The organism is Ammoniphilus soli (assembly GCF_040813775.1).
In genome coordinates, this window is sequence record NZ_JBEGDL010000009.1 from 46954 (window position 1) to 73367 (window position 26414).

General features: G+C 44.6%; 26 protein-coding genes. 17 read left to right on the forward strand and 9 right to left on the reverse strand.

The features are described from left to right. From ABLT31_RS17925 to ABLT31_RS17945, 5 genes are all read left to right on the forward strand, one after another. Positions 1–786, forward strand: coding sequence for an ABC transporter permease (locus ABLT31_RS17925; RefSeq protein ID WP_367754073.1), 786 nt, complete (start codon positions 1–3; stop codon positions 784–786). 76 nt (positions 787–862) lie between these two features. After that, positions 863–1156, forward strand: coding sequence for a hypothetical protein (locus ABLT31_RS17930; RefSeq protein ID WP_367754075.1), 294 nt, complete (start codon positions 863–865; stop codon positions 1154–1156). 175 nt (positions 1157–1331) lie between these two features. Further along, entirely contained in the window at positions 1332–1886 is a 555-nt protein-coding gene (locus tag ABLT31_RS17935; RefSeq protein WP_367754077.1) for a cob(I)yrinic acid a,c-diamide adenosyltransferase, read from the forward strand. A gap of 90 nt (positions 1887–1976) precedes the next feature. After that, positions 1977–2414 carry a Fur family transcriptional regulator gene (locus ABLT31_RS17940; protein ID WP_367754080.1) on the forward strand — a complete coding sequence of 146 codons (438 nt, stop codon included), beginning with the start codon at positions 1977–1979 and terminating at the stop codon, positions 2412–2414. Positions 2415–2803: 389 nt separating this feature from the next. Continuing rightward, positions 2804–4564, forward strand: a complete 1761-nt coding sequence (locus ABLT31_RS17945; protein WP_367754082.1) for a glycosyl hydrolase family 18 protein — start codon at positions 2804–2806, stop codon at positions 4562–4564. A 44-nt stretch (positions 4565–4608) separates the two neighbouring features. Here the strand turns inward: ABLT31_RS17945 and ABLT31_RS17950 are convergent, their stop codons facing one another. Continuing rightward, positions 4609–4962 carry a DUF2614 family zinc ribbon-containing protein gene (locus ABLT31_RS17950; RefSeq protein ID WP_367754084.1) on the reverse strand — a complete coding sequence of 118 codons (354 nt, stop codon included), beginning with the start codon at positions 4960–4962 and terminating at the stop codon, positions 4609–4611. A gap of 105 nt (positions 4963–5067) precedes the next feature. Further along, positions 5068–5700, reverse strand: coding sequence for a uridine kinase (gene udk, locus ABLT31_RS17955; RefSeq protein ID WP_367754086.1), 633 nt, complete (start codon positions 5698–5700; stop codon positions 5068–5070). 210 nt (positions 5701–5910) lie between these two features. On the opposite strand from udk, the gene ABLT31_RS17960 reads away from it, so the two are divergent. The 7 genes from ABLT31_RS17960 (at position 5911) to yhbH (ending at position 13394) form a co-directional block, all read left to right on the forward strand. After that, positions 5911–6465, forward strand: coding sequence for a hypothetical protein (locus ABLT31_RS17960; RefSeq protein WP_367754088.1), 555 nt, complete (start codon positions 5911–5913; stop codon positions 6463–6465). 220 nt (positions 6466–6685) lie between these two features. Then, positions 6686–7117: a ribonuclease HI gene (gene rnhA / locus ABLT31_RS17965; protein WP_367754090.1), complete on the forward strand. Its 432-nt coding sequence runs from the start codon at positions 6686–6688 to the stop codon at positions 7115–7117. A gap of 11 nt (positions 7118–7128) precedes the next feature. Further along, a complete protein-coding gene (queG, locus tag ABLT31_RS17970) occupies positions 7129–8259 on the forward strand; it encodes a tRNA epoxyqueuosine(34) reductase QueG (protein WP_367754092.1) in 1131 nt (376 codons plus the stop codon). Positions 8260–8353: 94 nt separating this feature from the next. Next, entirely contained in the window at positions 8354–9325 is a 972-nt protein-coding gene (locus ABLT31_RS17975) for an amidase domain-containing protein (RefSeq protein ID WP_367754094.1), read from the forward strand. 68 nt (positions 9326–9393) lie between these two features. Next, entirely contained in the window at positions 9394–9858 is a 465-nt protein-coding gene (gene trmL / locus ABLT31_RS17980; protein WP_367754097.1) for a tRNA (uridine(34)/cytosine(34)/5-carboxymethylaminomethyluridine(34)-2'-O)-methyltransferase TrmL, read from the forward strand. Positions 9859–10292: 434 nt separating this feature from the next. Next, positions 10293–12191, forward strand: coding sequence for a PrkA family serine protein kinase (locus ABLT31_RS17985; RefSeq protein ID WP_367754099.1), 1899 nt, complete (start codon positions 10293–10295; stop codon positions 12189–12191). 48 nt (positions 12192–12239) lie between these two features. Next, positions 12240–13394, forward strand: coding sequence for a sporulation protein YhbH (yhbH, locus tag ABLT31_RS17990; RefSeq protein WP_367754101.1), 1155 nt, complete (start codon positions 12240–12242; stop codon positions 13392–13394). Positions 13395–13475: 81 nt separating this feature from the next. Here the strand turns inward: yhbH and ABLT31_RS17995 are convergent, their stop codons facing one another. Further along, positions 13476–13934: a hemerythrin domain-containing protein gene (locus ABLT31_RS17995; RefSeq protein WP_367754103.1), complete on the reverse strand. Its 459-nt coding sequence runs from the start codon at positions 13932–13934 to the stop codon at positions 13476–13478. 188 nt (positions 13935–14122) lie between these two features. Here ABLT31_RS17995 and ABLT31_RS18000 point away from each other — a divergent pair, with 188 nt between their 5' ends. Both ABLT31_RS18000 and ABLT31_RS18005 read left to right on the forward strand, forming a co-directional pair. Next, positions 14123–15559 carry a SpoVR family protein gene (locus ABLT31_RS18000; protein ID WP_367754105.1) on the forward strand — a complete coding sequence of 479 codons (1437 nt, stop codon included), beginning with the start codon at positions 14123–14125 and terminating at the stop codon, positions 15557–15559. Positions 15560–15762: 203 nt separating this feature from the next. Continuing rightward, positions 15763–16347, forward strand: a complete 585-nt coding sequence (locus tag ABLT31_RS18005) for a hypothetical protein (RefSeq protein WP_367754107.1) — start codon at positions 15763–15765, stop codon at positions 16345–16347. Here the strand turns inward: ABLT31_RS18005 and ABLT31_RS18010 are convergent. From ABLT31_RS18010 to ABLT31_RS18035, 6 genes are read right to left on the reverse strand one after another with little or no spacing between them, the layout of a single operon-like run. After that, positions 16344–17426: a YheC/YheD family endospore coat-associated protein gene (locus tag ABLT31_RS18010; RefSeq protein WP_367754109.1), complete on the reverse strand. Its 1083-nt coding sequence runs from the start codon at positions 17424–17426 to the stop codon at positions 16344–16346. The genes ABLT31_RS18005 and ABLT31_RS18010 overlap by 4 nt on opposite strands. Next, the gene (locus ABLT31_RS18015; protein WP_367754111.1) at positions 17427–17885 is read right to left on the reverse strand and encodes a GNAT family N-acetyltransferase; all 459 of its coding nucleotides are present in this window, start codon (positions 17883–17885) and stop codon (positions 17427–17429) included. Next, positions 17875–19182 carry a YheC/YheD family endospore coat-associated protein gene (locus ABLT31_RS18020; RefSeq protein ID WP_367754113.1) on the reverse strand — a complete coding sequence of 436 codons (1308 nt, stop codon included), beginning with the start codon at positions 19180–19182 and terminating at the stop codon, positions 17875–17877. Before ABLT31_RS18020 ends, ABLT31_RS18015 begins: the two co-directional genes overlap by 11 nt. Positions 19183–19198: 16 nt before the next feature. Continuing rightward, positions 19199–20569, reverse strand: coding sequence for a YheC/YheD family endospore coat-associated protein (locus ABLT31_RS18025; protein ID WP_367754115.1), 1371 nt, complete (start codon positions 20567–20569; stop codon positions 19199–19201). 15 nt (positions 20570–20584) lie between these two features. After that, complete coding sequence (locus tag ABLT31_RS18030) at positions 20585–21673, reverse strand: YheC/YheD family endospore coat-associated protein (RefSeq protein WP_367754117.1); 1089 nt, start codon at positions 21671–21673, stop codon at positions 20585–20587. Between the two features lie 9 nt (positions 21674–21682). Next, a complete protein-coding gene (locus ABLT31_RS18035) occupies positions 21683–23128 on the reverse strand; it encodes a YheC/YheD family endospore coat-associated protein (RefSeq protein ID WP_367754119.1) in 1446 nt (481 codons plus the stop codon). 125 nt (positions 23129–23253) lie between these two features. Here ABLT31_RS18035 and ABLT31_RS18040 point away from each other — a divergent pair, with 125 nt between their 5' ends. From ABLT31_RS18040 to ABLT31_RS18050, 3 genes are all read left to right on the forward strand, one after another. Further along, a complete protein-coding gene (locus tag ABLT31_RS18040) occupies positions 23254–24387 on the forward strand; it encodes a DUF445 domain-containing protein (protein ID WP_367754121.1) in 1134 nt (377 codons plus the stop codon). A 99-nt stretch (positions 24388–24486) separates the two neighbouring features. After that, positions 24487–25179 carry a metal-dependent hydrolase gene (locus tag ABLT31_RS18045; RefSeq protein ID WP_367754123.1) on the forward strand — a complete coding sequence of 231 codons (693 nt, stop codon included), beginning with the start codon at positions 24487–24489 and terminating at the stop codon, positions 25177–25179. A gap of 274 nt (positions 25180–25453) precedes the next feature. After that, positions 25454–26272: a C40 family peptidase gene (locus ABLT31_RS18050; protein ID WP_367754125.1), complete on the forward strand. Its 819-nt coding sequence runs from the start codon at positions 25454–25456 to the stop codon at positions 26270–26272. The last annotated feature ends 142 nt before the right edge of the window (positions 26273–26414 follow it).

Consider the following 26414-nt stretch of genomic DNA (forward strand, 5'->3'; position numbering starts at 1 on the left):
ATGTTTTATTTAGGGTTATTCTTTGATTATCTAAAGCAGTACTTAAAGACTAAGATGACGTATCGCCTGGATCTTCTTAATGAGCTTATCTCTGACTTTATATTTCAGGTTGTGAACCTTGTTTTCATTCTCGTTGTCTTTCAGCATACGAGTTTTATCAATGGGTGGAGCAGGGAGGAAATTATTTTCATTTATGGCTTTTTCCTTATCCCGTATGCGATTTTCACCACTTTCTTTAACTTGTGGGAGTTTCAGGAGAAGTATATTATCAAGGGAGAGATGGACCGGATCCTAACCCGTCCTGCACATAATTTGTTCCAAGTCATGCTCGAAACGATGGAGCCAGAAGCCTTATCAGGGGCTTTTACCGGGATCGTCATCATGGGCTACGCTTCCTATAGCATGGGATTGACGTTCACCTGGTATGACCCCTTTGTATTTATTTTGCTCGTTCTGTCAGGCGTACTCATATATGGCGGGATTTATACGGCCATTTCGGCCATAGGATTTTTTTCCGATTCCAAGACAGGGATTTCCCCAATGATATGGAATATTCAAAACTATGGCAGATATCCTGTAGACATTTACAATAACGTCATTCGGTTTCTTTTGACATGGATCCTGCCTTTCGCCTTTGTCGGAGTGTATCCTTCAGCTTATTTTCTAGGCAGAGAAGAGCTTTATACTTATGTATGGCTCACACCTGTCATGGGCATTGTCTTCTTTGGGATGGGGCTTTTTGTTTGGAACCTTGGGGTGAAAAATTATCGTGGAGCTGGCTCCTAGCATGAGTGGAATTTGCTAATAGATAGAAAATTTGAACATCTCTCTGCATAACATGTATCAGAGGGAGGGTATGCAGATGTGGGTCGTTGAGAATTTTCGACCCTTTGAACCCACATACGGTCGCGGTAAACGCTTTAAGACGGGGACCAAATTTGTCTGGGAGGTTGCAGAAATCCTCCATGGCGGGAGAATTCTGTTTCGCTTCACGACAATTGATGGACAAAACAATTGCCTGGTAACCATGAAGGAGCTGGACTATTTTGTCGAAGTTTCTGATGAAGTGCTGCAGAAGCTTTTAGATGAATACCGAAGAAAAAAGAAGAAAAAGGACGATGACCCGGGTAACGAAGAACCTCCTAAAGCGAACTGACCTATGGGGGAGGGGGGAGCAGGCATGTCAGAATGGGATTTTGCTTTTTGGTCCGTATTGATTTTAGTCAGTTCCTTTTCTTCAGGCTATGCCTTGTATAAATTTGCCAATAGAAGCAATAACGAAAAGAAGAAGGATGAATAACAAAAGCTGCAGCAGAGGAGAGGGATGAAAGGTGAAGATTTATACTAAATCAGGAGATAAAGGCGAGACCAGTCTGGTTTACGGCCAGAGAGTTTCTAAGCATTCTCCAAGAGTGGAGGCTTACGGAACCTGTGATGAGGCGAATTCAATGATTGGAGCAGCCTTATCTTTCTTGCCTGCCAGTGAGAAATGGACAGAGCTCCTTCAAACCTTTCACGTCGTTCAGACTAAGCTCTTTCACGTGGGTGCGGAATTGGCTACACCTGCTGGCAAGAAAGTAGGGTGGCCCATTCAAGAAGAAGATGTTGTCTTCCTTGAACAACAAATTGACCAGATGGACGCCAAGCTGCCTGCTTTGACAAACTTTGTTCTACCTGGCGGCAGTCAGGCGGGGGCGTCACTGCATGTTGCCAGAACGATTGCACGTAGGGCTGAGCGGAACGCGATAGGCATTCAGGCAGAAGAGGAAGTTAATCCTATGGTTATCAAGTATTTAAACAGACTATCAGATTTCCTGTTCGTCGCCGCAAGGTTCATAAACCAGGAGCTAGGAAAAGCAGAGCCCACGCTGCATGAGGGAAGATAACGGGCTAGCGGTTGACAATGACATGGCCGAGTAAGTACACTTATAAGGAGAGGGAATTTTAATTAGGGTAATGTTAGAGAGGTGCACGTGATGTCTGCTGATCGACTAGAGATGGCGGTTCAAAAATTAAAAGATACAGGGATCCGAATGACACCACAGCGTTATGCGATATTATCCTTCCTTATGGAAACCTTAAGTCATCCGACAGCGGATGAAATATATAAGGAGCTGGAAATGCAGTTTCCTAATATGAGTGTGGCCACTGTCTATAATAACTTGAAGGTATTTAAGGAGGCTGGGCTTGTTCGGGAATTAACCTACGGTGATTCCTCCAGCCGATTTGATGGAAATACAAGCGACCACTACCATTGCATTTGTACATCCTGCGGGAGGATTGTCGACTTTGATTATGATCCTCTTGTAGAGCTAGAGAAGAAAGCCCAGTCATCGACGGGATTTTCCATCTCGTCCCATCGACTTGAATTCTATGGAACGTGCGAGCGATGCAATGGTCAGTTAATGCAGTAAGTAGTAAAGACAACTTAAAGGAATAAATTAAAATGACCGGAAATTTCCAGCTGTAATGAGGATGAAAGCTTAGCTATAGGCGGCGGTTCATCGCTATTAGACGGACTTTTTCCGGTTCATTTATTTTTCAAGCAGTGGTTCTATTGGTCTACCATTTAGTATGGAGCCGATAACGGTAGATTTTCCGGTTATTTAAGAAATTCAATATAAAAAGGGCGAAATAAGAGGACTTTCTCCTGTTAAATTTCGTAAAACACGATTTTTCCTTATCATTTACGCGAATAGCAGGAGATTCTCCTGTTATTTTCCCGTTTTTTTGCTCCTTTTTTGAAATAACTGGACTTTCTCCCGTTAACAGAAAAAAAGAGGCCAACAAGGGGGAGAGTGGAATGGAATTACAAACCAACTATAGGACGAATAGACGAATAAGAGGCGGGCCTGCCCGCTGGGCCCTGTTTTTGCTTGCGGCTATTTTTGTTCTCGGCGTGGGGATAGCAGGTGTTATTTGGTATCAAGAGCAATGGGCCAATCAAACCCAGGTCGAGCCGTTCGAGGGGAAAGATCCTCCCGTTACCTACCGGGGGGAACTGCTCTCGGCTGACTCAGCTTACGTAAAGAATGATGAGCATTATCTTTCCATGACTTACATTAGGAAGCATATTGATTCGAATATCTACTGGGACGAGCCAACAAGCGCATTGGTTATCACAACGAAAGATAAAGTATTGCAGTTTCCCGAAGGTCAGGTCGAGGCCTTTGTCAATGGACAGGCTTTTTCGATACGTGTTCCCGTTGAGGATGTTAACGGAGAGAAGTTTATTCCGGTTAGTCCTTTAGAGAACATATATGGCATAAGAATAAGGGTGGTTTCAGAAACGGGTGTGGCTATTCTGGAGAAATCCGGCGACGCGGTACAAGAAGGAAAAACGATCATTCAACCGGAGCAAACAGATGTCATCTACGCGGTTAGAGAAGAACCCTCCCGCCATGCTCCCTATATAAACAAGCTGGAGCAAGGTGTGAAGGTCCATATTTTCGGAGAACAACAAGGGTGGTATCTTGTTCAGACTCTCCAGGGATATATAGGGTATTTGGATAAGCAGGAAGTCGAGCTAGGGGAAATTGCCAAGATTGATTGGGACATGGAAACAAAGAAGCGAATTCCGTGGAGCCCGATAGGCGGGAAAATTAATTTAACATGGGAGCATGTCGTCAATCGCAACCCTGACCACACTAAAATCTCCCCCATGCCTGGATTGAATGTGGTTTCTCCTACCTGGTTTGACTTGTCAAATGGGGAAGGGGATATCTCGTCAAAGGCAAGTCTTCCGTATGTTGAATGGGCGCATCAGCGGGGCTATCAAGTATGGGGATTGTTTACAAATAATTTCGATCCGGATATTACGACGCAAGCTTTAGCTTCCTATGAAAAGAGAAGCAAAATGATTAGGCAGCTTGTTCAATATGCTTCCATGTACAAGCTTGATGGAATTAATATTGATTTTGAGAATGTCTATCTGAAGGATAAAAATAACCTGGTTCAATTTGTTCGTGAACTTACGCCTTATCTGCATGAGCAGAACTTAGTTGTCTCGATGGATATTACAATCAAGTCGACAAGCGAGCAATGGTCGCTATTCTATGATAGGACTAGGCTTGCTGAGACGGTAGATTATATGATTGTGATGACTTATGATGAACACTGGGCTTCTAGTCCTGTTGCCGGATCGGTCGCTTCCTTGCCATGGATGGAAAAAGGATTGCAAGGAGTCCTTGAAGAAGTGCCGGCATCTAAGCTTCTCTTAGGGGTGCCTTACTATACAAGACTTTGGAAAGAGGAAAAAGACCCTTCTACCGGCAAAGTCAAGGTTACATCCAAGGCGATCACTATGGAAACTACGGAAAATTGGATTAAAGAGCGGAAACTAACCCCTGCATATGATGAAGCTTCCGGGCAAATGTATGTCCAATATGCAGATCCTACGGATGGGGCAACTTATAAAATTTGGATCGAAGATTCAATATCTATGAAGAAACGGGCTGAGCTTGTAAAAGAATATAACTTGGCGGGTATTGCTTCCTGGAGGCGCGGATTTGAACAGCCGGGGATTTGGAAGGCAATTGTGGAAACGCTAGAGAAAAGACAGTAAAGAAAAAGGAGCTAGTCCACTCGGATTGGCTCCTTTCCTTTGCTCTATACCGTTGTTTCTTGATTCTTCGGCGCATACTGCGGATCGATAGAAAGCGTTTGGCGACAATACATGCAATCATCGGTTTGTCCTACGAGTTTCGTGACCCGCTTGCACTTCGGGCACTCCACCTGAAGAGCCTTAGAGGAAAGCATACCGATATACATATAGAAAATGGCGCTGCCCATAATGCACAGGATACCTAGAAGAAGGAATATGGACATGAAGATGTAGGACTGAAAAAAGGATCCTAAAAAGCCGGCAAAACCAGCATAACCAATATACATGACTCCTATTCCAGCAAAACAGGTGAGCATCGCGTAGTTTCTCATTCTATTCAGCTTACCAGAAAACAGCATGATTGATACCTCCATGTGGATGTGAAAGCGAGGGACTAGCCCCTTCCTGATATCCCTAAGTATATCATAGATCTCATTTTAAAATAAAAGAAGAGTATTTGTTGATTATTGGGAGGTTACGGCAAGAGCCTCTGTCAGATACCGTTCAACCCAGGTCGTAAGCAAATGGATAGCTACTTCGTTTTTTCCGCCTTCCGGAATAATGACATTAGCATATTTTTTCGAAGGCTCAACGTAAGCTTCATGCATGGGCTTCACCGTTGACAGATATTGCCGGTCAATCGATTCCAGCGTTCGCCCTCGTTCGGCTGTGTCTCGGATCGCCCTTCTTAAAATGCGGACATCAGGATCGGTATCCACAAAAATTTTAGCATCCATAAGATCTCTTAATTCGGAATCGGCAAGAATGAGAATGCCTTCAAGGATAATGACGGGCTTGGGCGTAACATGGACTGTCGCTTCCGAGCGCGTATGCAGGGAAAAGTCATAAACAGGGATATGGACGGCTTGTCCTTTTTTTAGCTCATTCAAATGCTGGACAAGAAGTTCGTTCTCAAACGAATCCGGGTGATCGTAATTGATCTTCTCTCTTTGTTCCATCGTCAATTCGGCGTGATCGCGGTAATAAGAATCCTGGGAAATGAGCTGGACTCTCTCGGAGCCCAATCTATGTTGAATAGCCTGAGCGATTGTTGTCTTGCCTGATCCTGAACCGCCGGCAATACCGATGATAAGCATGTTTTGGTGCCTCCTTAATTAAGGGATGCTTTATGTCATTATTATGGGAGTTAGTATAGGGAACCATGCGAAAAGTACAAACAAGACTAGTATACCGTACTTTTTTAGTCCTACAAGGAGGAAATTGCCCGTTTGTGAAGAATTTGTTATCTAACTCAAAAATAACATGATGTCACATTGAGGATTTCTAAAAGGCAAGGGGGTGTTTCCATGAGCCTCAGTAACTTGATGCCGGAGAAGGATAAGACGATACAGTCTCACCGCAAACATATTTACGTAGAGTTTGCCCGGTTTTTCATGGCTTATATGGAAGCGAAGGAATTTTTGAAAAACGGGCACCTTCTCGACTCTTATAACAGCGTTCATCAGTCCTTGCATCACTGGGCAAGGTTAGCGGTCATCGAGGTAGGAGAGAGACCAGAATTAACCGTGTGGGAACAATTAAAGGCAATCGATCCTTCCGTCTATAAACTGTATGAAGAATTGGCAACCTCTCAGGAGCCGCTTGATAAGCGAATAGAGCTATTGCTGTTGGCACTGGATTTTTCCGTTCTTTCCCGGATGGAAAGCTGCGTTCAGTTCCTCCTTGATATCCTGCGGAGCCGCAAGGAACCATGGACAGTTGAAGAAATAATAGAGCAATCGGATTTAGCAGATCAAAAGATAAATGTACATTTGCTTCTCGAAAAAATGCTGAAGCGCTCCCTCATCAAAGAAGAATCATTAGAGAAGGAAGGCTTGCTTGAGAAGCTATACACCATTTGAGCAAGAAACTTGGCTCGCGTAAAGCTAAAAGTTTTCCTCGTGCTGTCCCACAGCATGAAAAAAATGTCGAATTTTGTTTGACAAGTTCTCAAATAATTAATATAATTTAATATGTAAAGCAACGCGGTCTTTCGTTCAATAAGGAACGAAGGGCCGCGTTTTTTGTTTGGGAAGATTCTGTTATAATGGTGGCGACCCTAGTGAAATGGGAGGAAAATAAATGAAAGAGGTCATTATCTACACAGATGGAGCCTGTTCGGGGAACCCCGGTCCGGGAGGTTGGGGCGCCATTTTAATGTTTGGAGACCATAAAAGAGAATTGTCTGGCGGAGAGAAGGAAACAACCAATAACCGGATGGAACTGAAGGCGGCCATTGAAGCTTTAAAGGCTCTAAAGGAACCTTGTAAAGTGAAACTGCATAGCGATAGCGCCTATCTGGTCAACTGCTTCCATCAGGGCTGGTATAAGGGCTGGATGAGAAACGGCTGGAAGAACAGCAAGAAGCAGCCGGTCGAAAACCAAGATCTTTGGAAAGAGATATTAGACTTGATGAAGATTCACCAGGTAGAATACATTAAAGTCAAGGGCCATGCGGATAATGAATACAATAACCGCTGTGATGAATTGGCTGTGGCAGCGGTACCCAGATAGGTGATAAGCTTATGGCCGATATTGAGAAATTAAAGCAGCAGCTGATCGAATATGCCCATTCGGTTGGCATTGATAAAATCGGTTTTGCCTCAGCTGACCCGTTCTTGGAATTAAAGGATCGATTATATCGCCATCGGGAGCTAGGCTTTGAATCCGGGTTTGAGGAAGGGGATATCGAAAAACGAGCCCATCCTGAACTTACGCTTCAGGAAGCCAGATCGATCATTGCGATCGCCATTGCCTATCCATCCAGGATGGAGCAGTCTCCTAAATCCGAGCCGGAAAATTATCGGGGGATGGTTTCCCGTGCAGCATGGGGCAAGGATTATCATCATGTCCTAAGGGACAAGCTTCGATTGCTGGAAGCCTTCATTACGGAGCGCCTTCCTCAGGCTCGATGTGAATCGATGGTCGATACCGGTGTGCTTTCTGATCGGGCGGTGGCTGAAAGAGCAGGATTAGGGTGGATCGGCAAAAATACCAATTTAATCACGCCAGAGTTCGGATCCTGGGTATATCTAGGAGAAATGATTACGGATATCCCTTTTCCGCCTGACCAACCGATTGAAGAAGGCTGCGGAGACTGCACGCTTTGTTTGGATCACTGTCCGACGGGAGCTTTTGAGCAGCCTTGGCAGTTGAACGCTCAAAAATGTGTCGCTTTCCTTACGCAGGTGAAGGATTTTATTCCGGAAGAATACCGGGAGCCAATGGGTAACAGGATCTATGGCTGTGATACATGCCAACAAGTTTGCCCGAAGAACCGCAAAATAAATTTCACGCATCAGCAAGAGTGCTTGCCTGATCCTGAGTTGGCTAAGCCGCTTCTCAAGCCGCTTTTAAATATCGGAAAAAAGGAATTCCAAACCAAGTTCGGACCCACCTCTGCGGCTTGGCGAGGCAAAAAGCCGATTCAGCGCAACGCCATTCTGGCGCTTGCTCATTTTAAGGACCGTTCAGCCGTTCCTGAGCTAATTGAACTTATGAAGAAGGATGAAAGGCCCGTCATCCGCGGGACCGCAGCATGGGCCTTAGGGAAAATAGGCGGGGAAGAAGCCAAAGCTGCTTTAGATTCAGCATTAAGCACGGAAAAGCACCATCAGGTTCAGGAAGAGATAGAAAAAGCACGCATGAAATTATAAACGGCCACTCCGCGCGAAAACTTCAAGGAAACAGGAAAACATCAAAAGTTCCTACATATGCTGTTTATAAAAAAGCATGCAAGGGAGCGCAACGATGATGGCCAAAAGCTGGATGAACACACTTAAGGGATACTTCTCGATGTTAAACCAGCTCGAAATCGAAGGGGACGTACGGGAGTTGGAATGCTTCTATGGCGGAAACCTTGAAGGCGAAAAGGAAATGGAGCGGATCCAACGTGGCAGGGATAATCTGAACTATCGAAATGCCAAACCGATCAAGTGCAAAACGGTCATCAAAAATATTAAGATTCTCTCTGAAAATAAAGAGCAGATTGATGTGATCCTTCATAATTATTTTTGGAAGCTGTACCGGATTGACCATCACTTCATGGAACAAGAAGATGAAATAACCCATCACATTTCTTTAAAGGAACAAAGCGGGAACTGGTACATTGCCTCTGACTCTGTTCTTGGCAAGGATCAAACGTCTTCCGCGAATCGATTGCCTGAAGAAGAAGCAAATTTATTGGAGGAAATAGGGGATACCGATTATTCCCAATGGCTGACTGATCGGAAGGAATATAATCGGGCTAAGGTTAAGCGGTACGCTGAACTCTGGTGGAATCGCTACAATCCCGCCTATCCCAAATTTGATGTGGATTGTACAAATTATGTTTCCCAGTGCCTGCACGAAGGCGGTTTAGTCATGGAACAAACAGGGCAGCGGAACAAGGGATGGTGGGTACAAGGAAAAGCCAACTGGAGCTTTAGCTGGTCTGTTGCCCATAGCCTCATGAATTACCTCCTTGGTGTAAATACCAAGTTCCCCGCTAAGGGTAAACTGAAAAGTACGGCGGATGAGTTAATGGTAGGGGACGTGATTTGCTATGACTGGGATGGCAACGGGAATTATCAGCATAATACGGTAGTTGTAGCCAAAGATCCCAATGGCATGCCCCTTGTCAATGCGCATACTGTGAATAGTCGGCACCGGTACTGGGATTATCGGGATTCCCATGCTTGGACCAAAAATACGAAATATAAATTTATTCATATTGCCCAATAAGTATCTAACCGGGGTTAGCCAATCCCGGTTTTTATTGGGTTACTACTTAAAATCGAGGTGAGAGACTTTTGCCTTTCCATATCGTCCTTTATCAACCGGAGATCCCTGCCAATACGGGGAACATCGTAAGAACCTGTTCGGTTACCGGGACACATCTCCATTTGATTCATCCGCTGGGCTTCTCTGTCGATGATAAACAGTTGAAACGAGCAGGATTGGATTATTGGCACGAAGTGCCGATTTTTCACTACGAGTCTTATGAAGACTTTTTGAGTAAAAAGGGACAAGGCCGCTTATTTTTCATTGAAACGACAGGAACCGGATATTATACGGACCGTTCGTATCAGGATGGGGATTACTTCATTTTCGGCAAAGAGACAACCGGTATCCCGACTGAGATCCTTGAGGCGAACAAGGAGCAAGTGATTCGCATCCCCATGAGGGGAGGGGTCAGATCCCTCAATCTTTCCAATACAGCAGCGATCGTGATCTATGAAGCTCTTAGACAAGTTCAATTTCCGGGCTTTGTGTAATATGCAGCATATTTTCAAACATAAAAAAAGAAGAACACCTTCCAAATTTGTCATAAGGAAGGTGTTTTTTTTATAGATTGGACTATAGGTTCCAAGTCTTGTCTTCGTTATGGCCGGCTGTAAGGATTGCGAATAAGAAACAGCCTAGTACAAAAATAGGAAGAAATGTACCCATTGTAATGTCGCCCCCTTTCTTTGCCTATTATGCCCTAAAGGTCATTGAGGTCGTTGATTATGTAGCGAAACATTTCTTGAAATCAACCTTAATTATAGCCAATTCAATATGAAAAAGAAATGGCTATAATGTGAATTCTGATTTTTAAGCATGTCAGAGGGAACAAGCGAATATATATTAGATAAAATTGACTCTTTAGCCTTCATTCGCAATTATCCTACACATTGGTTGATTTTTGATAAAAGGAGAGGAGGCTCCCATGGATATTATTAGAAGATTGAGTGAGTATCGACAAAATGAAAGAAAATTGGCCTGGGAGGGTACTTTTGGCGAGTATTTAGAATTGGTGAGAAAGAATCCGTTGATTGCCCAGACAGCTCACTCAAGGGTATACAACATGATTAAGGACGCTGGAATTGAAGTGGATGAGAGTGGTAGAAAAGAGTATAAATTCTTCACGAAAGAAATGTTTGGACTTGATCGAGCCATCGAGAAGCTCGTTGAAGAATATTTTCATTCTGCCGCTATGCGTTTAGATGTAAGAAAAAGGGTACTTATGCTCATGGGGCCTGTCAGTGGGGGGAAATCGACGATTGTCAGCATGCTGAAGAAGGGGCTAGAGCAATATTCCAAAACCGATCGAGGAGCCGTCTTTGCCATTAAAGGCTGCCCGATGCACCAAGAGCCGCTTTTATTGGTTCCTCACGAGCTGCGTCCGGATATTGAGGAAGAGCTGGGCGTGAAAATTGAGGGAGAATTAAACCCTTACACCCGCATGATGGTGGAAACCGAGTATGGTGGACGCATTGAGGATGTTATTGTACAGCGCATTGTTCTCTCAGAGAAAGATAGGATTGGAATCGGGACATTCAGTCCGTCTGATCCGAAATCGCAAGATATCGCTGACTTAACAGGAAGCATAGACTTCTCTACGATCGCTGAATACGGATCCGAGTCGGACCCCCGGGCCTATCGTTTCGATGGGGAATTAAATAAGGCGAATCGCGGTTTAATGGAATTCCAGGAAATGCTGAAATGCGACGAAAAGTTTCTTTGGAACTTGCTTTCCTTGACTCAAGAAGGGAATTTCAAAGCAGGACGCTTTGCTTTAATTTCTGCTGATGAGCTGATCGTAGCTCATACCAACGAAACGGAATACCGGAACTTTATTAGCAATAAGAAGAACGAGGCGCTCCAATCCAGGATTATTGTGATGAGGCTCCCGTATAATCTGCGAGTTTCGGACGAGGAGAAGATTTATGCCAAGCTGATCAGCCAGAGTGATCTCGGACATGTGCACATTGCGCCTCATGCCTTGCGTACATCTGCTATTTTCTCTATTCTAACCCGCCTTAAGGATTCCAAGAAGGCAGGCATGGATCTTCTAAAGAAAATGAAGCTCTATGATGGAGAAAGCGTGGAAGGGTTCAAAGAAGGCGATATTGAAGAGCTGCGAAATGAGCATTTGGACGAAGGGATGTCGGGTATCGATCCACGCTATGTTATTAACCGAATCTCTAGCGCCCTGATTCGCCGCGATACGGAATGCATTAATGCGCTTGACATATTAAGGGCACTAAAAGAAGGTCTGGATCAGCATGCTTCCATTACGAAAGAAGAACGCGACCGCTACCTGAATTTCATTTCGGTGGGTCGTAAGGAATATGATGAACTGGCTAAGAAAGAAGTGCAAAAGGCCTTTGTCTACTCTTATGAGGAGTCAGCGAAAACGTTGCTGGATAACTATCTAGATAATGTAGAGTCCTATTGCAACCGGACTAAGATGAGAGATCCGGTTACAGGAGAAGAGATGGAAGCTGATGAAAAGCTGATGAGATCCATCGAAGAACAAATCGGCATTTCCGAAAATGCCAAGAAAGCATTCCGTGAAGAAATCCTAATTCGAATCTCTCACTATGCACGCAAAGGAAAGAGGTTTGAATATAATAACCATGAGCGTTTAAGAGAAGCCATCGAGAAAAAACTCTTTGCTGATTTGAAGGATGTGGTCAAGATCACGACTTCATCTAAGACGCCAGACGAGAGCCAACTGAAGAAGATTAATGAGGTAACAAAGAGACTAATTGATGAACACAACTATTGTCCGCATTGCGCCAATGAATTATTAAGATACGTAGGAAGTTTGCTGAATCGCTAAGAGAAAACAACTTCGAGCGAAAGAAGCGGACGCCCAAGGAGGAATCGAATGAAAGAGCCTTTGTATATCGTGTCCCAAGAAGATTGGTCTCTACACCGCAAAGGCTATCAGGATCAGGTAAGACATCAAGAAAAAGTAAAGGAAGCCATTAAGCAAAACCTGCCGGACCTGGTAAGCGAGGAAAGCATTATCATGTCCGATGGCAGGGATGTCGTGAAGATTCCTATCCGTTCTCTTGATGAATACCGCTTCCGCTATAATTACAACAAGAATAAACAGGTCGGGCAGGGGAAAGGGGACTCCAAAGTGGGCGATGTCATCGCCCGCGATGGAGATCCGACTCAAGGAGCAGGCAAGGGGCAAGGTGCGGGTGATCAACCAGGGCAAGATTATTACGAAGCAGAGATTTCCGTTGAAGAACTGGAGGAAATGCTGTTTGCCGAAATGGAATTGCCAAACCTAAAGCAGAAGGACCAGCAGAATATAACCGTAACGGATATTGAATTCAACGACATTCGAAAAAAAGGGCTCATGGGCAATATCGACAAGAAGCGAACGATCCTGGAAGCCATTAAGCGTAGTGCCATGACAGGGAAAGCCCAATTAAAGGGAATCACGAATGATGATTTGCGCTTTAAGACATGGGATGAGGTGAAAAAGCCCAGATCTAACGCATTGGTCATCGCCATGATGGATACGAGCGGAAGTATGGGGATTTTCGAGAAGTACATCGCAAGAAGCTTCTTCTTCTGGATGACACGATTCCTGCGCACAAAGTATGAGAAAGTAGAAATCGTATTTATCGCTCATCACACGGAGGCGAAGGAAGTCACAGAGGAAGCGTTTTTCTCGAAAGGGGAGAGCGGGGGAACGATATGCTCATCTGCCTATAGGAAAGCGCTGGAAATCATCGATACGCGATATCCGCCGTCCCAGTATAATATTTATCCGTTCCATTTCTCGGATGGCGATAACCTGACTTCTGATAATGAACGATGCGTCAAACTGGTGGGAGAGCTCATGAAGCGGTCCAATATGTTTGGATATGGGGAAGTCAATCAATATAATCGCCACTCGACATTGATGTCCGCCTATAAGCATGTGAACGATCCGAAGTTCAAGTACTGTGTTATTCGAGAGAAGGGCGAGGTCTATAAGGCCTTGAAGTCCTTCTTTCAAAAACAGGAAGAAGCTGTTACGTAAAGCGAATTCAATCAGGATGCCAACTCAGCAATGGGTTGGTTTCTTTGTCCTGTAAGAATAGAAAAAAAAAGACACCTATGATCATGATGGCAGGTGTCTCGATTCTTTAGCTGTACGGCTTAGGTGCTTTTTGATGAGGGGGAACAATACTTGCTCCTCTTTAAATATGTGCTCTAGCTGATTGATTAGAATGCATTGGAGCGAGTATTGCAAATTCGGTTGATGTAGTTGTTTTTCCGCTGCCTCCAATTCATGGACAAGGACATCTAATTGTTTCCTAATCTGAGCATGCTCTTCTATTAGAAAGCTAGATATTTCTTGATCATTTGGATAATACATGTCTTTTAACAGGGGGAAAAGAATTTCTTCCTCTTGGTCTACGTGCTCAATGGTCCGTTGGAATAGGTACTGGATTATCTTCTTTAGCTCTGCAAAAGAAGCAGTCTCCATGATTTCCTGTGCAGTATTAGAAAGTTCCTTCAGATCATGGTGCTGCTGGATCAATAGGGATAAATGGTCAATTTTAGTGTTCTCTATCATTTTTAATCCCTCCCTTTAACTTCATTGTAAGACGAAGGAGAAGGACTTAGCTGTGAACAAATTCACAGTCTTCAAATCCCTCTCGTACCGGTATTCTTTCTATAGCAGTCATAAAGGGTAATTTCTATCTCATATACTAGTAAAAAGAAAATTTTAAGATTTCGGCTCTAATAAGGTGAGGTGAAAAAATGACGTCAGAGGAGAAAAAACAGCTAGAAAGGGCGATCGACGAAATAACGGAGATTGCTGTAGGCTTTGGTCTGGATTTCTATCCTATGCGTTACGAGATTTGCCCGGCGGATATTATATATACTTTTGGTGCTTATGGCATGCCCACTCGTTTTTCCCACTGGAGTTTCGGAAAGTCCTTTCATCGGATGAAGCTGCAGTATGATCTGGGATTAAGCAAGATTTATGAGCTAGTCATTAACTCTAACCCTTGTTATGCGTTTTTATTGGATGGAAATTCGCTCATACAAAACAAGCTTATCGTTGCCCATGTTCTGGCCCATTGTGACTTTTTCAAAAACAATATTCGTTTTTCAAATACCAATCGCGACATGGTGGAAAGCATGTCAGCGAGTGCGGAACGAATCCGCCAATACGAAATTCTTTATGGAAAGCAAGAGGTAGAGAGTTTCCTTGATGCCATTCTAGCTATTCAGGAGCATATTGATCCAAGCTTGTTCTCATCCAAATTAAGATGGAGCAGCAACGAGCGCAAATATAGCCAGGAGGCAACAAGAAGATCGCCAAAGGGTCAGTATGATGACCTTTGGGGACTTGATCCCGAAGAACAAGCTAGACGAAAGGCGTTGGAGGAAAGCGAGGTAAAGCCGGTAAAGTTTCCTCCTGAACCGGAAAAGGATCTGCTGCTCTTTATTGAAGGATACGCTTCACACCTGCAGGACTGGCAGAGGGACATTCTGACAATTATGCGCAATGAAATGCTATATTTCTGGCCGCAGCTAGAAACGAAGATTATGAATGAGGGTTGGGCTTCCTATTGGCATCAAAGAATCATAAGGGAAATGGAATTGACAGAATCGGAAACGATTGAGTTTGCCAAACTGAATGCCGGTGTCGTCCAACCATCAACTACAAGCATTAATCCTTACTACCTGGGGTTGAAGATGTTTGAATATATTGAACGGAAGTGGGATAACCCAAGCGCTGAAGACCAGCTCAAGTACGGCCGGGAAAAAGGGCAAGGGCGCAAAAAGATCTTTGAGATTCGGGAATTGGACTCGGATATTTCATTCATTCGCAACTACTTGACGAAGGAGCTTGTGGAAGAGCTTGATATGTATGTTTTCGCCAAGCAAGGGAATGATTGGACCATTACCGATAAAACTTGGGAAACCGTCCGTGATCAGCTGGTCACATCCCGTGTCAATGGGGGCTTTCCCTATATGACGGTAGAGAATGGGGATTATTTAAAGAACGGAGAACTCTATATCAAACATCACTTTGAAGGCATGGAGCTTGATATTAAATATGTAGAAAAAACGCTGCCTTATGTCTATAAGCTTTGGGGGAAAACCGTGCATTTGGAGTCAACGGTGGAAGAACGGCAAGTGCTCTTTAGCCATGACGGGAAGAAAACGCATCGAAGATTCCTATAAGAGAAGCTTCTATAGAAGCTTTATCGGAGATGTAGTATCCATCATTAGTAGAAGCTTCTCATGCCTCCAGGAAAGTTTTGTTCGCTCTAATATATAATCGAACTTTAACTTTCCTTCACGGAAAAAATGGAAAAAAGGAGCCGGTTGACCGAGCTCCTTTTTTCCCTTACGATCAGTATACCTTAGTGTAGAGGGTGTACTGAATGATTGATTGGGATTCCGATTTTAAGCAAATCATGACAAGTCTGTGCCGATCATGTCCAGAAGACTACTTTGCTCCTTATGGCAAAGAGTTGGAACATGTCGGCTGCTGCAGTTATAGTCCGGTCTTTACCTTATTTGAGATTTGGAAAATGATAAAGTCCGGACAGACCGATTTTTTTATCGAGAAGATTTACAATAACCCCTACCGTAGTTTAGGAGACTACGAAATTGTTATTCATGCCCATGTCAATGAAGCCTATAACCGATTCGCAGAAGGAAAACTTCTTTCCAAGATGGAGGAAGAAGATATGAAGCTGAAATTTTCTGTCTGCCAATTTTTCGTCAGGGGCAAGGGCTGTGGCTTAAACCCTCTGTATAAAAACAGTGTTTGCCGCTCGTTCATCTGTTCTGCTGTAGAAGACAAGCTTGATCAAGCATCCAGGCTCCAGCTGAGCCAATGGGCACGCCAGATTCGAACAGAGGCGGAAGGCTTTAATGAACAACATAAGGAGATTCTAAAAAGGAAAGAATGGAACCTGCGAAGCCATTCAACTCAGATTTTGGAGTATCTGGGTAGCATTTAGGAGGCTTTTCTATCAAAGAGGAACCTGGCATATTCAACGGGACGCCGAACGGCTTTCCGATAGGTATCCAAGTCTCCAATTTGATGGAAGATATCTCTTCCAGGTTTATTATTTACCTCGATGATCCAAACCTGACCATCCCGGTCAATGCCGATGTCTATTCCGAGTTCAGTAAGCCTTCCGAATTTATTTTCCAGCACTTGGGCTACGCTGAGGCCAAGCTCTTTGCATTCCTCGTAAATAGAGAGTCGCTTGGATTCTGGAAGATACTTTTGGAGGAAGCGATCGGGATGAACAGCTTTTCCTCCACTATGCAGGTTAGAGGTTGCGCTGTTTTTCGTACCCACTTTCCCGCCTAAGCCGGTCAGCGCCCAATCTCCTTGGGCGTTTTTTTGTACAAGCAGACGAAAGTCGGTAACAAGGCCAGGCTCCCACTCCAGGTTAAGTCCTTGCTGTACGATGTATTTGGTGTCCTTGGTCCAGGCTGCTATGAAGTGGGATAACTGCCCTAGGGAAGTAAAGGATTTCTTTACCTTTCTTCTTAAAGGATCTCGCCCGGAAACCAAGAAGGTTTCCGTCCCATGTCGCTTCACAGCGAGTATTCCTCTTCCTCCGGTTCCGTTCACAGGCTTGATGTAAATGGTCGGATACTTTTTGAATAGGGTTGAAACATCTTTAGTGCTTTCCAGAAATAAGCTTTCCGGCAGCCATTTGGACACATCGGGGTGACTTTGCAAAAAACGATGAAGGTTCCATTTATGGGCGAGACGAGAATTTAGAAAAGGGAGGGAAGTCTGATTCCGAAATTGGACAAATTTCCGAAAGGCTTGAGGCTGCATATTCCGGAATCGGTCATATATGATATCAGGGGGGGGACAGATTTTGGGTGTCCACCCCTTTCCCTTTTTATAGGCTAAAGCGCGAAATTGCCCTGTTTCCAGCTGGTCGTCTGGGGAAAACACGAACACTTCCGTATTTAAGGATTCTGCTTCCTTGGCCAGATGAGTAAAAAAGGCCAGCTCCTCAACGTAATTGCCTCGTCTCCAGGTTAAAATGCCAAGCTTCATTGGATTCGCCATTTACTCCACATCTTCTTTCTTCCAGTTGCCTAAACCAAGCCATAGCGTCGGCTTTCCTGTCGGTCCGGTTACGAGCTTAAACCCAACCATCCCCATAGCAAAGCACATTTTAAGACTAGGAACATTGTCTAAAGCGACTCTTCCATAGGCTTTATCAATCCGCTTCATCAATTCCTCGATTAAAGTAACCCCTGTTTGGCGTTGGCGGTAATCCTGATGGACAGCGACATAGGACTCTTGGCGTCCGTAGTCGGAAACGGCGATGAGACCTGTGAGCTTTTTATCCTCGATGCAAACCAAAATGACGTTGCCAGGGTGCAGCACCTCTGCTTCGTTCAGTCCCTCCAGCCATCTTATCCCTTGCTTGGTGATGCGTTTGTCGCCATGGGACTTAAGGAATCGAATGAGACGCTGGCGTACCTTAGGGAGTGATTCCGGCGTAATTTGCTTAATTAGCACGGTGAACCTCTCCTTTTGGAGTAAAGTTAGATAAGTATTGGGCGTACTGGATAATGCGCTCAAGTGAGGTTTTTCGGATATGGGGCTCATCAAACTTCATCGGCTTTGCGTTGGCTTCAAAGAACCAAAGACTTCCGTCCTTTGTCAGTCCCAGATCCATCGAGAACTCGCCCAAGGTCGGGTAGGTCTCTTCTAAGGAAGCGGCAATCTCCAGTGTCGTTTTCTTTAATCGATTCATAAAAGCGGTATAGTCCGCTTCGCTCATCAGTTTTCTCAGGACGACATCCGGAGAGGCGATAGATCCGCCTCTAGGAACATGGGTTGTAATGCTGTTCTTTCCTGCTACCCGAATCCCTGCCCCGGATGGCCTCCAAGTCCCCGTTCCGTCTTTCTGGACCAGTACGCGGATATCGAATGGTCGCCCTTGGTAGGTTAAAAGAGGGATTCCTTCCTGAACAACATAGCCTGTTGAAATTTTTGTTTTCAATTCGTTCCATAATGAGGCTGCATCTTGAAACCGCTTGGCTACCACTCTCGTTTCTCCAGGGATTTTTAGCGTGTAGTTCCCATCAGAGATTTCTAATCTCATAATTCCTTTTCCCGCTTTTCCTGCAATGGGCTTTAAATAAAGCAAAGAGTGTTTGTGAAGCATCGAGGAAAATTCCCTGAAGGAAACTAGTTTTTGCGATTCCGGAATGTACTTGGATACACGGGGGTTTTGGCTAAGATCTTCATATAAGCTCCATTTATTAAAAAATTGGCTGTTATACAGATGGAGATGAGGAATGGCCTGCAGTCTTTTTAAAGCTAACTGCACTTCATCTTTCATTTCATCTTCCCGGTAAGGAATACGATTATATACGACATTCGGCAAGGGGAGCCCTGAAATCTGCGTCCAGCCCAGCTTCCCATCATATAAAAAGGCTCCAGTCGTCCGCTTATTCCAATTGATGTCTTCGATGGTAAAGACATAGACGAAGGCTCCTAGCTGCCTTGCTGTATGGATGATGTCAATATAATTCTTCTTATTTCCTTTAAAATCAGATCCTCGCCTTACGGTGAGGATGCCGAGCAACGGACCGATCGAAAGGGATCCTTGCCGTTGTGCGATGCAAACCCTCGAGGCGATAACGCCGGTTGGGGGAATAGAGGAAAGGGTAACAGGAATTTGTTTTTTCTCGGCTCCGAACTCAACTGAAATTTCTCTGTTCCCTAAGCGTTCGGAATTGGCCACATGGAGCGTCCACTGATGACTGGAAGGTCGGAAGGAAAGAATCGGGAGTTTGACTGTCGTCATGAATAAACGCTCCTTTCTACTGGAAATTGGCTAGATAACGACTATAGTCGACTATGAGCCGTATTGATTTTTTATCCGCTTCCTTAAAGCTATTATGTTTGAAGATCGATCGGCCAGGGCGGGAGTTAGCCTCAAACATCCAAATATGACCACGCTCATCGATGCCGATATCAAACCCGAGCTCGCCGATGTGCTGATTGACTCTGGATTCAATGGCTTGAGCGAGCTGAACAGCGGTGTCTCTAAGCTTTTTTTCTACCGCTGGACCTTGGTTTTGGAATACATGCTGGATGAGATCCTCGCCTGCTACAACTGTGCCCCCTGTTCGAACGTGAGTGGTGACACTTCCTTGCCCTGCTATTTTGGCTGCAATGGCAGCAATGACCCATTGGTTTTCTCGATTTTTATGCACATGCACGCGAAAATCAAGAGGACGACCATTAAATTTAATCAAGGGTATACCCTGCTGAACGAGGTAAGTGTTTAATCGGGTTTTAGGAATATGGGCTTGCAGAAGGGAAGAGAGGGTGCGGTATCTTCGCAGTACATTTTGCGAGTTATTATGGTAGCTTAAGAAATATCCCGCGCCAGGCCGATAGACGATCTTCATGATGCCTAGGCCTAAACTTCCGGCAACCGGTTTAAGATAAACCATGCGATGACTTTGAAGCATTTGCTGAATTTTTGCCGATGTGGGAGCTACATAGGTTTCAGGAATATGTTGGCTGGCAAAGCCATGATCCTGCAGCTGCTGGTGGATGGACCATTTATTAAAAAACGTTGGATTGAACATTTTGGCATCAGTCAGGTGTTCCAGCTTGCTTTTAAAGCTTTGGACAGTTGTAGATTTTTCGGAATATCGATCGGGGATGCGATTGTATACAACATCTGGAAGAGGTACGATGGCCTGGCGCCAAACGGTTCCTCCAGGGCTTTCCTGCAAGAACATCCCGCGCACGGTTTTATTTTCCCAGTTCACATCGGACGGAGTGAATAAGTAATAATACAAGGCTTCACCACGCTGGGCGGACAGAAGATGCTTAAAGAAGTAGGCACGTTTGCTGACAAGCTGATTATTGGAAATGGAAATTCCTGTGCTTAGGATGCCGACAACGGGCCCCAGGCGCAACGTATCTCCCTCTACTTTGACATGCAGCTGACCGCTGAAGGGAACAACGAGATCTCTTCTGATGACTGGAGGGATCCAGATATCGTTCGTTCCCCTTCTAGCCTTAAATAATCTAGTCAAGATTTTTTTCTGTCCTAACTGAACATAGATTTGATTTCTGTTGTCTATTCCCAATTGCCTGCACAGATCGTGGGATATCACGATCCCATTATATTTATTCGTCTGCAGGAACTGGATCTGTACTCTTTTAGACTCCATCTCTTACCCTCCTATTTAAAATCGCATGAGATATTTGGCATAATATAGCGGACATAGTTGAGATTTTAGGACGGCTTCCTGATCTTGAAGCTGCTCAAAAATCTGCCTCCCTGGCTTGGAATTAACCTCGATGAGCCATATGTTATGGTCATTGTCGATGCCGATGTCGATGCCTAATTCCACAAGCGGTCCGTGGTGCTGTTCAAGATATTTAGGAAGTGCGCTTTCCAGAACGGCCATATGGGACTTTATTTTTTCTGCTTCTTTAAGGGTGTAGTTTTGCTGCAAGAAGCCCTCAAAAGAAAAAGCTCTTCCCCCTCCATGCAAATTAGAGGTAATACTTTTTCCGGAGCCCATTCGAATCGCTTTTCCCGTGGTTGCCCATTGTCCCGAACCGTCTTTTTGAACGAGCAGCCGCACATCAAAGGGTATCCCTTGTTGGGTCGTTAAGGTCAGATAAGGCTGGATAAGGTATTTCCATCTTTTTTTGCTTGATCTGAAAAAGGCTGCAAAGGATTGGAATGAAGTGAAATTCTTTTGAAAGGGTACGTTGTCCGTGCTGCGGCCCTCTACTAGAATCGAGCGATTCGATTGGGTAGCTTTAATGACTCCAATGCCAAGGGATCCGTTCTTCGGTTTTAAAATAATCGAAGGGTATCGCTGAAGCCACAACTGGATTTGGTTCAGGTTTTCAACTTGTTCAGTTGGCGGAAGGTAAGAGGCTAAAGTCGGATGCTTGCTCACTAACTCATACATTTGCCATTTCCCTTTGAGTCCAAGCCCCAAAAAACGGACGCCTTTTGAGTTGACAAGCCGAGCGATGTAAGGTTTGTAAATTCGGTTATATTTCGTCCCCAAATAGAAACAGCGATCATAAATAAACTTTGGTATGGGCGCCGTTACGGACTTCCACTGATTGTTCTGATCGAGAGAAAAGCCTTTAACGGTTCGAGTCTCGAATTGTAATCCGGTAGGGTGAAAAACGATGACGGGAATCCCTATTTGTTTCCCTGTTTCAATGAGTCTCCGGAAAAACTCTCGCTCCGGAAAGGGGGGATTGCCAGGTATGTGCACGGTCATAATGCCTAAAGCGGAATTCTCCATGCAATCTTGTCACCTTTTCTTTTGCCGCAGTGGTTTTCTTGCTGCAACTTGCATAATACCACCTGGACCTCGATAGGATGGTTTGCTTGATTCGTAAAGATAGAGTGCATAATCAAAAAGCTTCTTTACAGAAGGTCTTGTTTTATTCTGTTCGGATAAAACCTGGTCATCATTTTTGGAGGGCTTCGCATTTATTTCCAGAAGCCAAACCTTCCCATGGGTATCTACGGCAAGATCAATGCCCAGTTCAGCGAAGTGCCCCTCCATGGAGGACTCTAAGCTTTCTGAGAGTGTGGTGGAAATTTTCTTAAGCTGCTTCGTACTTGGCCGAGGGCCGTTCCAGGGGGAGGCCGCTTGCAGAGCTTTGGCTACAGGCATGATGGTGCCTCCGCGCGCGAGATTAGAAACGATAGACTGGTCTTGGCCGATCCTGCCGACAATGGAGGTGACGGCCCATTTACCGGTTTGGTCCCTTTGCACAAGAGAGCGAAAATCAAGAGGGTTTCCATTGACTTTGACCAATCTAAGCCCTTGCTGGACGAGATAAGGAATTCTTCTAGAGACTTTGGGAGCGATGGATTGGTATAGGTCACTAAGCTTTGAAAACTCTTTTCTGACGCTCCCGCTCATTGTAGAATATTGACAGGTAAAACGGTTGCCGTTGCGAGAGATGCGGTAAATCCCTTTTCCCAGACTCCCATTGGTTGGTTTGAGATAAACTTGCGGAAATCTCTCCACGGCATCCTTTACTGTCGCAAAGCCTTTTAGCATATGGGTTGAAGGTAAATAGGGCGAGGCTTCTTTGATGTTACTCAAGGCTTCATGAACCTGCCATTTATTGAGGAAATGCTCATTAAAGAAGGTAATGCCTTTTTTCTTTAGCCCTTTGATCCAATCTTGTGTTTCTGTGCGATTTTCATCCCTGCGTGATGCTAGGCGATTGTAGATGATATCGGGATAAGGCAGGGTTCTTTGAATCCACTTGCCGTTTTCCCATCTCCATCCTTTAGCGGTCAGATTTTCATGATCCAGGTCTTTTAGTGTAAAGATATAGGCAAGAATACCTTTGGCTTTGGCCCCTTGAACAAGCTCCTTGCAAAAGGAGGAAGCTGATCCGAAGATTCCTTCAGGCGTTTTGATTAAGGTTGTAATGAGAACACCAAAAACAGGACCAAGAACAAGTCTTCGATGCTTGCTGTCATAGCGGATATTCAGTTGGATCCCATCGGGGATGTGGAGATGATCACCTAAATCTTTTCGCATGCGGACCAGGGAGGCAGTGCTAGTGAAGGTCTGGACAATACAGCTTACTGTCTTTTGTCCCAGTTGAAGAATAATGGGGGAACGCAAAGGGATCTGCAGGGCTTGCTGGATCTTAGGACTAAGAAGCAAGTGAGTCCCAGAAGGGAAGTCCGACTTTTCGTCTAGCTGTATTCCGGCGCAAATGTGTGACATGCATATTCCCCTTCCCAATAGGCTTTCAATTACTGTATAGTATGAGGGCATTCACCCCTTGGTGAAAATAGTGGGCATCAGCACAGTCGGTCTAAGAAGAAGCAGAAAGAGAGGAGTGGTTGACTATGGTGTCATGGCCGATATTACTTGTTTTACAGATGGGAATAGGCGCCCTGATTGGAGGGGTGACAAACGAACTGGCTATACGTATGCTCTTTAGGCCATATAAAGCGATTTATATTGGGAAATGGAGAGTTCCTTTTACGCCCGGGCTTATCCCCAAGAGGCATGATGAGCTGGCGCAGCAGATGGGAAAACTGGTAGAGAATTTTCTCATTACGCCTGAAGGGGTCCGCTCCATGCTGCGAAAAGGCCAATTCGATGCAGAGCTTCAGAAATGGCTTATGGCTAAAATAAAGGAATGGGCTAGTTCAGAGGACACCCTGCAGGAGGTATTGACGAAGTGGGGAATGCCCTTAACGGAAGAGCTAGGCGGGAAAGTGAAGAATCAGCTCGTCTATTATTTGACCCAAAGAGTGACCCAGACAAGCTATTTAACACTGGATGAGCTTCTTTCCGATGAAGTAAAGGAGGGGTTGGAAGGGAAAATCGATGATGTCGTGCCTCTTCTATTGGAAAGAATCTCTCGGTACCTGAGTTCCAAGGAAGGAGAAGCTATGATCCGTCAGATGCTTTCCCAGCTCGTCGGAGGGCTAGGGATGTTTGGAGGACTGGCTTCCATGCTATTGTCTGATGAAAAGGTCATATCTAAAGTCAGTTCTTCCCTGGAATCGGCCTTGCGGAGTGAAGGTCTTCAGGAAAAGCTGGGTACTATTCTGAAACAAGAGTTTAAGGGTCTATATAACAAGCAAGTCGGAGAATTGATTCAGTGGGTAGGACGTGAAAAAGTGGAAAAAGCGATTCAATTTTTGGTTGATCGGATCATAAGCGTTGAGAAGATCGGCGGATTGAAGCTACAAGCGTTACTTCAGCCTATTCTGCCTTACATAATAGAAGCAGTGCCATCTCTAGTCGGAACGGTTTTATCTTGGATCGAGAGCAACTTGGAGGAAGGGCTGCGAAAGGTTAATCTGACGCAGATTGCAGCCGCTCAGGTGGAGGCCTTCCCGGTAAACAAGCTGGAAGAGATGATTATCAGCATTACGGGCAAGGAGCTGAAGATGATCACCGTATTGGGTGCTATCCTTGGAGGTTTAATAGGAGCCACACAGGCCATATTAGTTTTGCTCTTAGGATAGGGAATTGGAAGGTTGTTTTATTTTTGGTATGATTAGGTTGGCAAAAAGTGGTACCCCCAATTGACAAGTTAACCAACCTAATCTGAAGGAGGAATTTATATGGAAATTCTTTATCATGGTCATTCAACCGTCCAGATTACGCATAACGGGAAATCGATTATTATTGACCCATTTATCACCAATAACCCGCTCGCTAAAACAAAGGCGGCGGATGTGAAAGTAGACTATATCCTATTGACGCATGGACACAGCGATCATATGGATGACGCACTGACCATTGCGAAAAATAACGATGCAACCATTGTGGCTACCCATGAACTGGCTACTTACTTTTCCTGGCAAGGCGTAAAGGTCCATGGGATGAATACAGGGGGAGCCTGGCAATTTGATTTCGGCAAAGTGAAGCTTACTCAGGCGTTTCATAGCTCAGGGCTGACCTTCGCTGATGAGCAGAAGATTATTTATGCCGGAATGCCTTGCGGACTCATCGTAACCATTGATGGAACTGTGATTTATCACGCGGGAGATACGGCGCTGTTTGGGGATATGAAGATGATCGGAGAGTTAAATTCTATCGATTTGGCTTTTCTGCCGATAGGCGATAACTTTACGATGGGTCCCGAGGATGCATTGGTTGCAGCAGAATGGATTCAAGCGAAAAAGGTAGTGCCCATCCATTTTAATACTTTTGGGCTGATCGAACAGGACGGACAGGCTTTTGTAGAGAAGCTGAAGGGGAAAGGCCTGGATGGAGTCGTGCTAGAACCGGGTCAAACTTTTTCGTTAATTTGACACATTCCTGTAACACGCCTGTAATATTGATTAGGTAAGATATAAATACGATGAAAACCCCCTTAATAATGAAGCAGTGGCCAGAAGGCCACTCATTTTTTTGGACATCCTCCGACAGGATTCACCTTTTATTCACAAAATGCGAAAAAGTTCGGTAAATAAATTGCCAAAAGCTGTCCAATCTGTCGAAAACAAGTTATACTAGAAAAGTGAGTCTGATAGGTTAGTAGATTTTATGAAAAATATCGGAACTGGATGACATGGTGGTGGCCTAATGAAGAAAAGACTAGCCGGGTTCCTGCTAGCTGCGTTGTTTTTCGCTTCTTCTGCATCAGCTGAAGATCACGTCGTTGAAGCAGGAGATACGTTATATCGCATCGCAGCTCAGTATGGAACAAGCATTGACAAGCTTAAAGAAGTGAATGGACTTCGGTCTGACTTACTTAGCATTAATCAGAAGCTAGTGATACCTGAAGCAGGGGAATCAAGTGCTAAAGCCAAGAAAATAGCCTACATAAATGCCGATCATTTAAATGTCAGGGAACAAGAAAAGCTAGATTCAAAGGTACTGGTCGTCCTGGAGCGGGGGGCAAAGGTAGAAGTCGCCGAGACGAATGCCAAGTGGACCAAGGTAAGGTCCGGTGACCAAGTAGGATATGTTGCCACTGAAAATATTTCCGGGAATCCTGAGGAATCTTCCCGTGGCCTTGAGATGCTCCTTTCTAGAGTGAAAACGCTTGCGGTTGGATTGGCTGGAACTCCGTACCGCACTGGCGGAACAACGCCAAAGGGTTTTGATTGCAGCGGCTTTACTCGTTATGTTATGGGACAAATGGGAGTGAAGCTTCCCAGATCATCAGGAGAGCAGTTTTCAGCAGGTGCCAAAGTAGATCGGAAAAACCTCCGCGTGGGCGATCTTTTATTTTTTGATACCTTGAAGAAAGGCAGAATCTCTCATGTTGGAATTTATATAGGGAACAATAAGATAATTCACTCGGCTACGCGAAAGGTTGAAGTGAGTGATCTGAACTGGTATTTCAACCACTATAAATATTATGGGGCAAAGCGAGTCCTTACCGTTGCAAAAAATTAAACATCTATGGGGGTGTCCCAAAAGCATAGCTTTTTGGAACATCCTCTTTTTTGCGTATAAAAAAACAAGAAATGTGGGCTGAACAGCATCATAGAATTTAAATATCATGTGCTTGAAATGGAGTAATCTTGACAAAAATGAA

What these genes read in the sequence shown, in the direction of transcription:
- ABLT31_RS17925 (WP_367754073.1), top strand. Translation starts at nt 1, where the DNA reads ATGTTTTATTTAGGGTTATTCTTTGATTATCTAAAGCAGTACTTAAAG.
- ABLT31_RS17930 (WP_367754075.1), top strand. Translation starts at nt 863, where the DNA reads ATGTGGGTCGTTGAGAATTTTCGACCCTTTGAACCCACATACGGTCGC.
- ABLT31_RS17940 (WP_367754080.1), top strand. Translation starts at nt 1,977, where the DNA reads ATGTCTGCTGATCGACTAGAGATGGCGGTTCAAAAATTAAAAGATACA.
- ABLT31_RS17945 (WP_367754082.1), top strand. Translation starts at nt 2,804, where the DNA reads ATGGAATTACAAACCAACTATAGGACGAATAGACGAATAAGAGGCGGG.
- ABLT31_RS17950 (WP_367754084.1), bottom strand. Translation starts at nt 4,962, where the DNA reads ATGCTGTTTTCTGGTAAGCTGAATAGAATGAGAAACTACGCGATGCTC.
- udk (WP_367754086.1), bottom strand. Translation starts at nt 5,700, where the DNA reads ATGCTTATCATCGGTATTGCCGGCGGTTCAGGATCAGGCAAGACAACA.
- ABLT31_RS17960 (WP_367754088.1), top strand. Translation starts at nt 5,911, where the DNA reads ATGAGCCTCAGTAACTTGATGCCGGAGAAGGATAAGACGATACAGTCT.
- rnhA (WP_367754090.1), top strand. Translation starts at nt 6,686, where the DNA reads ATGAAAGAGGTCATTATCTACACAGATGGAGCCTGTTCGGGGAACCCC.
- queG (WP_367754092.1), top strand. Translation starts at nt 7,129, where the DNA reads ATGGCCGATATTGAGAAATTAAAGCAGCAGCTGATCGAATATGCCCAT.
- ABLT31_RS17975 (WP_367754094.1), top strand. Translation starts at nt 8,354, where the DNA reads ATGATGGCCAAAAGCTGGATGAACACACTTAAGGGATACTTCTCGATG.
- ABLT31_RS17985 (WP_367754099.1), top strand. Translation starts at nt 10,293, where the DNA reads ATGGATATTATTAGAAGATTGAGTGAGTATCGACAAAATGAAAGAAAA.
- yhbH (WP_367754101.1), top strand. Translation starts at nt 12,240, where the DNA reads ATGAAAGAGCCTTTGTATATCGTGTCCCAAGAAGATTGGTCTCTACAC.
- ABLT31_RS17995 (WP_367754103.1), bottom strand. Translation starts at nt 13,934, where the DNA reads ATGATAGAGAACACTAAAATTGACCATTTATCCCTATTGATCCAGCAG.
- ABLT31_RS18000 (WP_367754105.1), top strand. Translation starts at nt 14,123, where the DNA reads ATGACGTCAGAGGAGAAAAAACAGCTAGAAAGGGCGATCGACGAAATA.
- ABLT31_RS18005 (WP_367754107.1), top strand. Translation starts at nt 15,763, where the DNA reads ATGATTGATTGGGATTCCGATTTTAAGCAAATCATGACAAGTCTGTGC.
- ABLT31_RS18010 (WP_367754109.1), bottom strand. Translation starts at nt 17,426, where the DNA reads ATGGCGAATCCAATGAAGCTTGGCATTTTAACCTGGAGACGAGGCAAT.
- ABLT31_RS18020 (WP_367754113.1), bottom strand. Translation starts at nt 19,182, where the DNA reads ATGACGACAGTCAAACTCCCGATTCTTTCCTTCCGACCTTCCAGTCAT.
- ABLT31_RS18025 (WP_367754115.1), bottom strand. Translation starts at nt 20,569, where the DNA reads ATGGAGTCTAAAAGAGTACAGATCCAGTTCCTGCAGACGAATAAATAT.
- ABLT31_RS18030 (WP_367754117.1), bottom strand. Translation starts at nt 21,673, where the DNA reads ATGGAGAATTCCGCTTTAGGCATTATGACCGTGCACATACCTGGCAAT.
- ABLT31_RS18035 (WP_367754119.1), bottom strand. Translation starts at nt 23,128, where the DNA reads ATGTCACACATTTGCGCCGGAATACAGCTAGACGAAAAGTCGGACTTC.
- ABLT31_RS18040 (WP_367754121.1), top strand. Translation starts at nt 23,254, where the DNA reads ATGGTGTCATGGCCGATATTACTTGTTTTACAGATGGGAATAGGCGCC.
- ABLT31_RS18045 (WP_367754123.1), top strand. Translation starts at nt 24,487, where the DNA reads ATGGAAATTCTTTATCATGGTCATTCAACCGTCCAGATTACGCATAAC.
- ABLT31_RS18050 (WP_367754125.1), top strand. Translation starts at nt 25,454, where the DNA reads ATGAAGAAAAGACTAGCCGGGTTCCTGCTAGCTGCGTTGTTTTTCGCT.